Consider the following 11,743-nt stretch of genomic DNA (forward strand, 5'->3'; position numbering starts at 1 on the left):
TTTCTCCCTTTCCCATTAAAGAAACATTTGATGAATTAAACGAACAATACGTTCCGATACTTCAGCCACATTAAACGGCTTCACAATATAATCATCCGCCCCATTAATGAAAGCCTTCATGACGTATTCTTCCCCCACACGTGAAGTTAGCATGGAGACGATTACATTACTTGAAGCATGCTGCTCTCTTATCTTACTCAGCACCTCGATGCCGTCCATTTGCGGCAATATCCAATCTAATAAGATAATGTATTTGCATGCAGGGTCATACCAATTGGATTCCAGAAAACTAATGCCATCAGGAAATGATAATGTTTCAATCCTATAATCGTCATTTTCCTCCAAATGCTTAAAATGATTGGTAATCAGATCACGAATAATATACACATCATCAATGACAACGATCTTAATTTTCACCTTTCTTTTCTCCACAGCAGCTACGTTATCAAAGATGATCGTTTGATTTCTCCCTAATTGCTTGGCCGTATAAAGTGCTTGATCTGCCTCTTCTAGCATCTTTTTAGGATGTAAATGGGTAGAAGTGGCTTCCGCAATTCCACTCGAAAATGTAACATGGAAGCTAGTTCCATTTGCTGTAAATGTCTTTTTCTCCATGGAGGTACGAAGTTTTTCAATAAAAATAAATGCCTCTTTTTTAGTTGTACGAGGCATTAAAATTACAAATTCTTCTCCACCATAGCGACAAGCAATTTCTTCAGCTCCTTTTAGCTCCTTCACCAATGAAGCGAAACCCTTAAGCACCTCATCCCCCACTAGGTGACCATATGTATCATTTACTTTTTTAAAATAATCTAAATCGATAATCGCAATTGAAAAATGTTCTTTGTTTTGCTGATGGTGTTTAATGAAAAGCTTCATTTGCGATTCCATAAATTTACGATTATAAATTTGGGTTAATTCGTCAATGACGATAGCCTGTTCTAATTCTCTTTTATAGGCTAAGCGATTGGAAACATAAGCGATTAATAGCTCTTCATCAATGGGCTTTGCCATAAAATCCATAGCACCCATCTCCAATGTGCGAATACGATTTTCTTTACAATTATTACTACTAATCACTGTCACAAACATGAGCTCTTTTTTCGTCTTTTTAATATTGTCTAAAATAGAAAAGCCATTAGAATCTGGAAGCATGATATCTAGAAATACGATGGATGGTTGCAATTCATAAATTAACGCTAATCCTCGTTTACCATTATGAGCTGCAATGACAGAGTAGCCCTTTTTCTCTAAAACATTTTTTAAATAGGAAATAAATACAACATCATCATCTATTATCAGAATAAAATCTTGTTTTGCTGGATTTTTAATGATGGTTGTAGGATGTTCCATATGTTGTGTCATTGAATCATTTTCTTTATAAAAATGGACGCTTTCAATAAATGGAGCAAGAAACTTTTTCCATTCTGATTGGGTCCATTGCTTGTTACTGTCTTCATTCAAAAGCTCTAGCTTTTCACGGGCAATCGACGTTAATTCATGTAAACCGATTGATCCAGCGGTGCCTTTTAACGTATGTAAAAATGAATAGAGCTCGTCTTCTCTAACAAAGTCACTATTATCCCACTTTTGTAAATTTTCACATATACGTGTATAAACCATTCGGTGATATTTAGCTGTTTCCATCCTATTTCTCTCCAATCAATCATACTTCTATAAATTATAACTTACTATTTTGTAAAAACCACGGCAGATTTTGAACGTTTATTGTAATGAATCCCTTACTCTAAGCCCCTCTTAGCTGGTCTTAAAAGAAAGGGTTCTAACTTTGCTCTTTTCGATTGACTTATAGAAGCGTTTAATGCTAAATTTACTAAAGCAGTAATTTACTAAATTACTAAATTCAAAATGATTAGGAGTACAGATACATGAAAATTCCAACACATTTAAAACATAAACCTGTCATCGTGGCAGAAAATTATGCCAATATTGATGGGCGCACGGCTTATCAAACAGATGCACAAGGGCTTTCCCTTGGTCTGGCACAATGGAATGATCGAGGAAAGGTTGATATTTCTGCAAAGGTTTGGCGGCATACAGGTGGCAAGTGGTCTCGCCAATCAGAAGAACTTCCCCTACACCGCGTGCTTGATCTCGCTATTTTAGTGTGTGAAACGGAACTTTATTTTAAGGAGGCTTATCGTCATGAGCATTTATATGATGAAGAAAACCCTGTAATTAATCGTGTAGGCTTACAGGGAGATGCCATGACAGTGGAAGTTTGCACAGAAAATGAACAGATTAAAGAGGATATTCAGCTTTTTCAGCAAGCACTTAATAATGATGGTGAGCTAATTGGTGAACGCCTACGCACACTTTCAAGAATCTTAAAAGAAATGGGTTATTAAAACTCAAGAGGAACTTAATGATGAACGAACAAATGTTACAGGATGATCAACAGCTACGCAAAGCTTTTTTAAATTTCTTAATTCCCGTGATGCTAGCGAATGTGCTGCAATCTGTTGGCCAAGTTTTTGCTATGTTTATCGTCGGACGCAATTTAGGGGTCGATGCCCTAGCAGCCATTTCGGCATTTTTTCCATTTTTCTTCTTTTTAATGGCCTTTGCAATTGGCATTGGTTCAGGAAGCTCTATTTTAGTCGGGCAAACATTTGGGGCTGGTAATCATGCCAAAATGAAAGAGGTTGTTGGTGTAACACTCGCCTTTACAACTATTTTATCCATTGCTGTCGCGATTTTTGGTGGCTTTTTCATCGAATGGATTTTACGTTTTATGCAGACACCTGCGAATATTTTAGACATGAGTATTAGTTATGCCAAAATACTTTTCTTCACGTTACCGATTATGTTCTGGTATTTGGTGTATACAACCTTTATGCGAGGAGTCGGTGATTCCAAAACACCATTTCTATTTTTAGTAATTAGTGTTGTGTTAAATATCGCCTTCCTCCCCCCTTTAGTATTCGGATGGTTGGGGTTGCCTGCGTTCGGCTTAAATGGGGCTGCCTATGCTTCCGTGTTATCAAACCTGGTGACAATGATGCTGTTGTTAGCCTATTTGCATAAAACAAAGCATTTACTACGTTTTGATAAAACAATCTTACAGCATTTTAAATTAAAGAAAGATATTTTAACGTCCTTATTAAAGCTAGCCATTCCATCCAGTATTAGCATGGTTGCCATTTCAGTAGCCGAAATTGCCGTTATTGGCTTTGTGAATGGCTATGGTTCGGATGCTACTGCCGCTTATGGCGTTGTCAATCAGGTAGCTAGCTATGCACAAGTCCCAGCAATGAGTATTGCCATTGCAACATCTGTCTTTGTAGCACAGGCGTTAGGGGCTAATTCTACAGAGATGATTAAAAAAATCCGTCAAATGGGTGTGCGCATTAATTATCTTCTAGGTGGCGCGATCATACTCATTATGTATCTGTTTGCAGAGCCTATTTTGGCTTTCTTTATCGATTCACATGAGACTGTGCTTATTGCCAAGAATTATTTATATATCGCCTTTTGGAGCTATTTAATTTTCGGACACACACAAACTGTTTCTGCTACAATGCGTGCCACTGGTGTCGTATTATGGCCAACTATCTTCTTAGTCATTACGATTTGGGTTGTACAGGTACCATTGGCGTTCCTATTATCTCACCATACGTCACTAGAACTAAATGGCGTTTGGTTAGCCTATCCAATCACCTTCTGCGTCCACTTCATTATGCAATATGCATACTTCAAGCTAGGCTGGCAAAAACGAACATTAAAAGCTATGCTGAGCGAATAAAATGGAAGAGGGCATACCATATGTGCGTGCCCTCTTTTTATTATGGCAACAAAATAACCAGGCACTCAAAATTGAGCCCTGGTCATTTTGTGAAAAGTGAATGTTACTACTTGCTTTAGTTCTTTTGTATTCTACTAATAGAGTAGTCGTTTAACATTGAAAAAGGTTACAACCAATTTCGAATTTTTTTCTCGCTTTTTAGCAGTTACCAAAATAAGGCGAAATATAGAAAACGAACTGTATACTTTGAATACAAATCTCCTTCTTAACCGTATCTAGATGTTTAATTCTCCTTGCAATGCTGTAACTGCTGCGCCTGCAATCAATACCTTGTTGTGTTGAGGGGTCACATAGATTACACCTCCACGTTTAGAAAGCTGCTTGCTGACAAGTTGTTGTTTAGATAATTTCTCACACCAATAAGGGCCTAGTGCGCCATGACTTGATCCATTTACCTGATCCTCATCAATGCCTTGTGCTGGAGAAAAAAAGCGAGATACGATATCGATGTCTTCTTCCTTCGATTGACTAGTTAGGCATATACCTCGAACAGGAAACTGCTTCATCTCAGAAAAGTCAGGTTCAAACTGTACAATTAGGTCTTCATTGCCTACTTCCACGATATAATCCAATTCGGTCCTCCCTACAAAGATGGGCTTACATCCTAACCAGTCCTCCAATGCTGAAGTACATTCCATTTCAGCAATTGGATACGTTTTGATGGCGATTTCCACTCGTTCATGTTGCCACTTGGCATGTAAAGGACCACTTGCTGTATGAAATGTAATTGTGTGCTCCTTTGGCACAATTCCTTGCTGCCAAAGGACAAAGGCACTAGCAAGGGTGCCGTGACCACAAATGGGTATTTGCCTATTTGGCGTAAACCATTTCAGCGTAAATTCAACCTGTCTTTTTTCAATAAAGGCTGTTGTCGGGACAGGTATCTCCTGTGCAATTTTTTGCATGGTCTCCTCAGAAACTTCTTCATCTAATAGACATATTGCTGCAGGATTCCCTTTATATAGCTCATTCGTAAATGTATTAATTAGCCAATATGAAATACTAGTCACCGTTCTCCCCTCCTTGCCTCATCATACCTGAAAATTGTTTCATTGGATATAATTTTCCAAATACTATTTCCTCAGCTAGCACTTTATAAAAAAGCCATCTTTTGTCTAAGCTAACACTATAAAATACAACTGAAGAGCAATTCGAGTGGAGAAACCATGAAAACTTATTTCAAATTTTTATTGATCATCGGATTGACGACATTACTCGCAGGATGCTGGGATATTACGGAGCCGCAAAGAATGTACTATATAAATGCAGTAGGTGTAGACTACGAAAACGAGGAGTATATTGTCTATTTACAAGTGATTAATTTCGCTGATGTCGCGAAATCTATACAACCTAGCGCAACGGTGGCGCCTGCTGAAGTAGGACGTGCCACTGGTAAAACAATAGAAGAGGCAATTTACAAATTATATCGCTCCTCGGATCAAGAAATTTTTTGGGGGCATATGCGATATATGATTTTTTCAGAGCAGGCTATGGAAAATGAACACATTATTCCTGTCATCGATACATTCATACGCTTTCGTGATACTAGGTATCAAATCTGGGTGTATTGTACAAAAAACCCAGTTGAAGATATATTGCTTGTCACACCAATCTTAAGAAATTCGTTATCCTCATCAAAATTAAGTAACCCAATCAACCCAACAGAACAAGAAACATTTATCGAACCAAAAGACTTAAGAGATGTTGTCATTGGCTTAAATGAGCCAAGTTATGAAGTAACAATTCCTTATGTGTCCATTAAAGACGATTGGGAAACAGATGAGGAGCAAGTTGAGGAAACCTATTTTTCAGGGGTTGGTGTCCTATCGAAAGATGGCTTTAAGGGGTTCGTGCAAGACACTGCGGCTCGCGGCAGTCAATGGATGCATAACTATACTAATCGCGGGGAGATTACCTTTCAATTAAACACAAGTGACCAGGAAGAACTAACGGTTAGTATTGAGAAAATACATGTCGATGTGGAACCACTTGTCAAACAAGAGGCTGTTACATTTGAAGTCAAATTGAGAATCAATGCGACCATCAATGGTTTTAAAGGAAAAGTAACCGAACAGGAGCTGAGAGAGCTTATTGTAAAAGAAGTGAAAAAGGAAATTCAGGAAACCTATAAAGAAGGTCTAAAATTAGATGTGGATATCTATCGATTGTCAGAATATCTCTACCGCGATAACGTCAAGGCTTGGAAAAAGCTTGAGAAAGATGGAAAAATCCCATTATCAGAGGATTCAATTAGTAAAATTGATGTGGATGTAGCCAAAATCAATCCAGGTCGAAAAACTTTTACAGAAACAATAAAAAAATGACCAGATGTCCTCATAGGAATCTGGTCTCCCTATTATTTTATAAGTGAGTATATATAAGTATCATGGGGCACATTATGTTGATGCATATATTTTTTTAATAATCCTTCTTGTTCGAAGCCTATTTTTTGCAATAGTAGATTGGAAGCTTCATTTTCTTTAAATACAATGGCTCCAATACGTACTAAATCCATTTCTTCAAAACCATAGGAAATAGCTCGTTTAACAGCTTCCTGAGCATAGCCATTTCCCCAATATTCAGGAAAAAGGGCGTAGCTGATTTCCGCTCTTCGATGCTCTATTGACCACTCTTGAAAGCCGATTGTACCAATAATTCCTTCTTGATCCTTTAATGCAATGCCCCATTTAATACCACGTTTTTCGGCAAAATTGTTGGCAAAATTTTGAATGATTTGCTGCACTTGAACTAAGCTGGTTAAAGGTTGTTGTCCATAATGACGCAAAACTTCAGGATTCGAAAAGCACGCAAGAAGAACTTGTCCATCAGAACTCGTCAATTCCCTTAACACTAATCGTTCAGTATGTAAAATTGGAAACATCATATACCTCTTTTATTGTAGATTTATTAATCAAATTTTACATTTGTCAACTAGCTATTGCAATCCCTATTTCCATTTGATGCCACTTTGTTAAAAGGACAAGGCTAGTTGCCCTGTCCTTTTTGTGCGTGTTAGTTTGCTTGTGCATCCCGACAGAGTAAGTCTACCAGAGCTATCTATACACTCTCTCTACAAATCCCCAATGTTGCACACTACACTACTGTATAAAATTTCCCTATATGTCCACAATAAGTTCAAAATAGTCAATGAGAGGTGAACAGAATGGAACACTTTCCACTCATACATACAAATTTTTGGGATGCCGTCGTTGCAGTCCCTGTAGTTATGATGATTACCCAACTCATTAAGAAAATGTGTCATATAAAGCCTTTTTGGGTCCCAACCATTGCACTAGTTGTCGGCTTATTCATTTCTATTTTCATCAGCCACCGACATAATCTTCTTGCAGGATTATTCATGGGCTGGTTTTATGGCTATGCAGCAATTGGAAGTTATGCCTCCTTAAAAACTTCTTATCTTACCTATAAGCAAAAGAAAAGAAGAAAACAGAAGTATACTGCTCCTTAATGGTGACTATTACACCTACATGTACAAAAGCTTATACTAAATTTCAACAAAAATACTTTATAAATTTCATACTTGTTACATTACCTTTTGACAAACAATGAATTGGAGAGGAGGAAAAAATATTTCTGAACGAGATCTTACACCTAAAGAAAACAATGCTATTTGAGCTAGACAGAAAAAATTCAAGCGCCCTGCAAGCCAATTAGATATACTAAATATGACGGCAGCAATCACTCTTGAATTAGCAAAAGAAACAAAAGCTGAAACACCGAATGAACAAATAATCTAACCGTTAAAACAATTGCTAGAAAATTATGCTACTTACACTGTCTATATTCATGATGATTCAGCCGACAGCATTTTCTATTCTTTTTACCCAAAGATAAAAAATTTATTTACAAATATCAACGACATTCAATTTCTAATAATTGGCTCATAAATGTACACGCTAGAAAACGGAGGAAAATCAACGTGTCTAAACTCATTACGTTTACCTTTAATACGAAATATACCGATCAAATTCAGGAAACATTTTCGTTTGAACAATTAGGGATTAATGAGCAATTACCTAGCGATGAAATAAAAAAACAAATTGATCATCTATTTAAAAATTGGGTATGTGATCGTCTCAACGTATCCTCTAGCATCGTTTTAGAAGAGGATAAATGACCGTTGTATCACCTTTTACTTTAGAATTTCATTACTTGTTCTCGCAAGGTGGTAATGAACACTCGGATTTGTTCCATCGTCACAATAATACATAATGCAGGCCCACATTCTCTTGCACCATGATGATTCTTCTCATAAGCATCTAGTACAAACACTAATTTATAACGTTGCTCTGTTTCCTCCCTCTCCTCTTCAGGAATTTGAAAAATACCGTATCCAGGAAAAAAATATTCACCATAATGTGGGATATGATAGATGCATAGGCCAGGATCATGCGGCTCCAGCATACTTAAATAAGCAGGCTCCAAATGTGTTAGATCTTCTAATAATTGAAGGAAATCTCTTTTTAAACAATAAATCTCAGTATTTATCGCTGGGAAAGCTGGCCCAAAGCGAAATTCAATACGAAACTTTACACTTTCCTCGTTCACCATTAAAATATCTAGCTCTACCTCACAACTCGGATGACTCGAATCATCTTTTAAAATTGCCACTATACCGCCCCTTACACTTGCTTAATCGTTGTTCTCTCTACAATATTCTAGGAAATTATCATTTTACCAAAAAAACGAAATTATACATATTTATGTATGGTATAATAGATTTTATTCATTTTTGGGAGGTGAAGGTGTTGAAAAGATATTTGGTGACAAGCATTGTAGTAGGAGCCATCTTCCTAACAGGCTGTGAAAAGGATGACAAAGCAGCCTCACCGCTATCTACATCAGTAGATAAACAAATAATAGCAATGGAATCTGTCATGGCACCTGTTCCATTAGTTTTAACGCTACCACAGAAAGAATACTACTATAAAGAATATTCGGCTATTGTCAATAAACTAAATGAAGAATATGGTACAGGCTTTAAGCTAGATCCCATTACAACATTTTCAGCAAATTATTGGCTTGAATTAAAAGATTTTGAAGACATGTTAAAAGGCAGAATAGACACTTCTTATGTCGTGGCCGATAATAAGGAAGTTTTTTCTCCAGTTAAAGTACCAAAATTCGTTGAATTACATATGGGGGCACATCGAACAATCATTCGTGTTGATGGTTCATTTGACACTCAACTAAGCATGGACATTCCTGGTGGAAGACAGTTATTCTCGGTTATGCATTCCTTGTCTTCTAAAATTGAACAGGGTAAAGGCTACTGGACGCAAACGGGGTATGACCCTTCCATTAAAGATCATGGCAGTGCTTACAATATTGCAATCGGTGGTTACTATTCATATAATGGTGTATCCTCACCTCATATTATTGAGATCGAGTATTATTGTAATATACATGGTGGCATTACTTAATAACTAGCAATAGACTTGCCTGTAATCTTTTTCACAGACAAGCCTTATTCTTTTATAGGATAGCCTCTATTCCTTTCATCATATCAAGAGCGCCCTTAGATTTATTGGAACATACGACAACTTTGATGGAAGAAGCAGGATAATAGGCTGAATGGAAGCACACGCCAGGATCATACCCCATCACATGGTATTTCAGTATTGCTTGTTCACTATTCTTCTTAATCCATACACCATAGCCATAACAATCATTTTCATTCAGTTCGACATGAGGCATTAACAGTTGATTCGTTAACGCCTCATTTAAAAGTTCGAAATTCATAAGTGCACTCCAGAACTTTGCCATATCCTTCCCTGTTACGAATGCTCCCCCATCAGAACCCCCTTTTACAGGTAAAGAATAGATATTTGTTTTCCAAGTTCCATCTGGGTTATCTATGTACCCTAATGCTGTATTAGCTGGCAAAGAATCTAACGAAAAATAGCCTGAATCCGTCATATTCACCCGATCGAAAAGATGTTGTTGAATGTAAGCGGAAAAATCCATACCAGTTGCATGCTCTACAATTAACCCTAATACAATATATCCTGCATTATTATAGTGAAATCGCTCACCAACTTTATACTTCATTGGACGATTCTGAAATAATGGTAAGAAATCTCGCAATGTTCGAAGCTGGTACATCGGATTTTCAACCCATAACGCTTCAAAATTCTCCATTTCTTCCTCATCAAAATAATCGGGTATTCCTGACGTATGTGTTAGCAGATGAGCGATGGTTACTTGCTTATCAAAGTGCTTAAATAGTTGAGGCAGACAATCGCATAATTTCGTATCAAATGCTAGCTTCCCTTTTTCAATAAGCTGACAAATAGCGACTGCAGTAAAAATTTTACAGCCAGAGGCAATGCCAAAACGAGTTTTTGCATGATTGTCGATTTGTTCTGAGCGATTCGCATAGCCAAAACTTTGGCTGACTAAGGCAACCTTCTCCTGATTTTCCACTAGCACCGTTCCTGAAAAATTAACCTTCTCTTGTATGTCGATAAGAATATTTTGTAATTTTGTTTGCATAGATATTCTCCTGATTTTCTTAAAATTACTAAATAATAGCTTTTTTATTTTAACAATATCGTTTTGAACATATTTTTACAAGTCTATTTAGTTTCAATCCTGAGGATTCGCATAATCATGTAACGGAAGGAAACAATAAGAAAAAAGAGGATGTGTCGCTGTGGAATTTTTTCATAGTCAAGAATCACTTACTGCTATTCAATGGATTCTCCGAGCCATTGTCGCTTTTTTCTTCCTACTTTTCGCAACAAAAATTATGGGACAGCGCTCTATTTCTCAGTTAAGAATGCTGGATTTTGCAATGGCTATCACACTTGGGAATATTATCGCACATCCCTTATCTGATGAAGGTTTAGGAATGAAGGGTTCCATGATTACCATGGCCGTTTTAGTTGCGCTCTACCTCATCGGTGTTTTTTTGAGCCTAAAATGGGTTGCCTTTCGTCATTTGATAGACTCCCCGCCGATTCCCCTGATTAAAAATGGGCAAATTATTAGCGCCAACTTACAAAAGGCTAGAATATCTGTTGATTTACTTTTATCAGAGTTAAGAAAAGAAAAAATTGAAGAAGTTCAAAATGTAGCACTCGCTTTGTGGGAACCAGACGGATCGATCTCTAGTTTTTTGCATACACCCTACCAAACACCAACACGAGCAGATATAAGTGTACAGTCTAATCCTTTTTTTCTTCCCACGGTTCTTATTAAAGAGGGAAAAATTGATTACCATGAATTGAATAAAACAACGCTAACCGAGAGTTGGTTAAAAGACCAACTATCAACTTATAACATTGATGTAAAGGATGTCCTATTAGCAACAATCAACCAGAATAATAAATTGCATATTTTTCCTTATTAACTTCCCCTCCAAAACTCAAAAGTTAAAACGCGTAATTAAACTGTATTAAAAAGTATCGTTGCTGAAACACCGTTTGAAAATGCTCCTCCCGTTGTACTTACTTGTACAGAAAGAAGTGTACAACTATTAACTGGGTAATTTGCAATCACTTTTGCACAACAATTGGGTGTTGTAGATGAATTTGGACCTGATACGCTCGCAATGATACCTGTAGCAACGCTAGTAAATCCGCAATTTGTGCTGATAAATATTTGTGCTGAAGCGGTTTGACCTGCGATGAGAGCATGGTCGCGAATATTCAATGTTAAGCTTCTAATTGTAGCATTTTCAGGAATAACAATTGAACTTCTCACGAATGAAGCTGAAGAATTACCAGTACCCAGAAAATCATTATTACCAACTGATTGATCTGTAGAGAGGAAAACTTCCATCAAACCTGAACCACTTGGACCTGTTGTTCCAGTAACACCTGTAGTCCCTCTAGCGCCAGTCGCTCCTGTGCTTCCTGTTACGCCTTGGGCTCCTGTCGCCCCTGTTATTCC

13 protein-coding genes are annotated in these 11,743 nt (G+C 37.2%); 7 read left to right on the plus strand and 6 right to left on the minus strand.

Going from position 1 to position 11,743, the window contains the following annotated elements; genetic code table 11:
* Positions 1-15: 15 nt before the first annotated feature.
* Positions 16-1,647, minus strand: a complete 1,632-nt coding sequence (locus VK91_RS11870) for a diguanylate cyclase (protein WP_048392953.1) — start codon at positions 1,645-1,647, stop codon at positions 16-18.
* A gap of 242 nt (positions 1,648-1,889) precedes the next feature.
* Between VK91_RS11870 and VK91_RS11875 the strand changes: the two genes are divergently transcribed.
* Both VK91_RS11875 and VK91_RS11880 read left to right on the plus strand, forming a co-directional pair.
* Complete coding sequence (locus tag VK91_RS11875) at positions 1,890-2,369, plus strand: DUF6530 family protein (protein WP_016994140.1); 480 nt, start codon at positions 1,890-1,892, stop codon at positions 2,367-2,369.
* Positions 2,370-2,386: 17 nt separating this feature from the next.
* Entirely contained in the window at positions 2,387-3,766 is a 1,380-nt protein-coding gene (locus VK91_RS11880; RefSeq protein ID WP_048392954.1) for an MATE family efflux transporter, read from the plus strand.
* A gap of 275 nt (positions 3,767-4,041) precedes the next feature.
* On the opposite strand, the gene VK91_RS11885 is transcribed toward VK91_RS11880, so the two are convergent.
* Positions 4,042-4,836, minus strand: a complete 795-nt coding sequence (locus tag VK91_RS11885; RefSeq protein WP_048392956.1) for a PhzF family phenazine biosynthesis protein — start codon at positions 4,834-4,836, stop codon at positions 4,042-4,044.
* Positions 4,837-4,992: 156 nt separating this feature from the next.
* Here VK91_RS11885 and VK91_RS11890 point away from each other — a divergent pair, with 156 nt between their 5' ends.
* Positions 4,993-6,150 (plus strand): Ger(x)C family spore germination protein, encoded by a 1,158-nt coding sequence (locus tag VK91_RS11890; RefSeq protein WP_048392958.1) that lies wholly within the window; start codon positions 4,993-4,995, stop codon positions 6,148-6,150.
* 32 nt (positions 6,151-6,182) lie between these two features.
* Here the strand turns inward: VK91_RS11890 and VK91_RS11895 are convergent, their stop codons facing one another.
* Entirely contained in the window at positions 6,183-6,707 is a 525-nt protein-coding gene (locus tag VK91_RS11895) for a GNAT family N-acetyltransferase (protein WP_048392959.1), read from the minus strand.
* Positions 6,708-6,989: 282 nt separating this feature from the next.
* On the opposite strand from VK91_RS11895, the gene VK91_RS11900 reads away from it, so the two are divergent.
* Entirely contained in the window at positions 6,990-7,295 is a 306-nt protein-coding gene (locus tag VK91_RS11900; RefSeq protein ID WP_048392961.1) for a hypothetical protein, read from the plus strand.
* A 471-nt stretch (positions 7,296-7,766) separates the two neighbouring features.
* Positions 7,767-7,964: a hypothetical protein gene (locus VK91_RS11905; RefSeq protein ID WP_048392962.1), complete on the plus strand. Its 198-nt coding sequence runs from the start codon at positions 7,767-7,769 to the stop codon at positions 7,962-7,964.
* Positions 7,965-7,984: 20 nt separating this feature from the next.
* On the opposite strand, the gene VK91_RS11910 is transcribed toward VK91_RS11905, so the two are convergent.
* Positions 7,985-8,458: a hypothetical protein gene (locus VK91_RS11910; protein WP_048392964.1), complete on the minus strand. Its 474-nt coding sequence runs from the start codon at positions 8,456-8,458 to the stop codon at positions 7,985-7,987.
* 134 nt (positions 8,459-8,592) lie between these two features.
* On the opposite strand from VK91_RS11910, the gene VK91_RS11915 reads away from it, so the two are divergent.
* Complete coding sequence (locus tag VK91_RS11915) at positions 8,593-9,270, plus strand: hypothetical protein (RefSeq protein WP_231595642.1); 678 nt, start codon at positions 8,593-8,595, stop codon at positions 9,268-9,270.
* 52 nt (positions 9,271-9,322) lie between these two features.
* On the opposite strand, the gene VK91_RS11920 is transcribed toward VK91_RS11915, so the two are convergent.
* The gene (locus tag VK91_RS11920) at positions 9,323-10,342 is read right to left on the minus strand and encodes a serine hydrolase (RefSeq protein ID WP_048392968.1); all 1,020 of its coding nucleotides are present in this window, start codon (positions 10,340-10,342) and stop codon (positions 9,323-9,325) included.
* Positions 10,343-10,502: 160 nt separating this feature from the next.
* On the opposite strand from VK91_RS11920, the gene VK91_RS11925 reads away from it, so the two are divergent.
* Entirely contained in the window at positions 10,503-11,201 is a 699-nt protein-coding gene (locus tag VK91_RS11925) for a DUF421 domain-containing protein (protein ID WP_048392970.1), read from the plus strand.
* 35 nt (positions 11,202-11,236) lie between these two features.
* Here VK91_RS11925 and VK91_RS23295 read toward each other — a convergent pair.
* Positions 11,237-11,743 (minus strand): hypothetical protein (locus VK91_RS23295; RefSeq protein WP_048392972.1); only part of this gene is annotated, 507 nt, incomplete at its 5' end.

The organism is Lysinibacillus sp. LK3 (assembly GCF_001043675.1).
Classification (GTDB): domain Bacteria; phylum Bacillota; class Bacilli; order Bacillales_A; family Planococcaceae; genus Lysinibacillus; species Lysinibacillus capsici.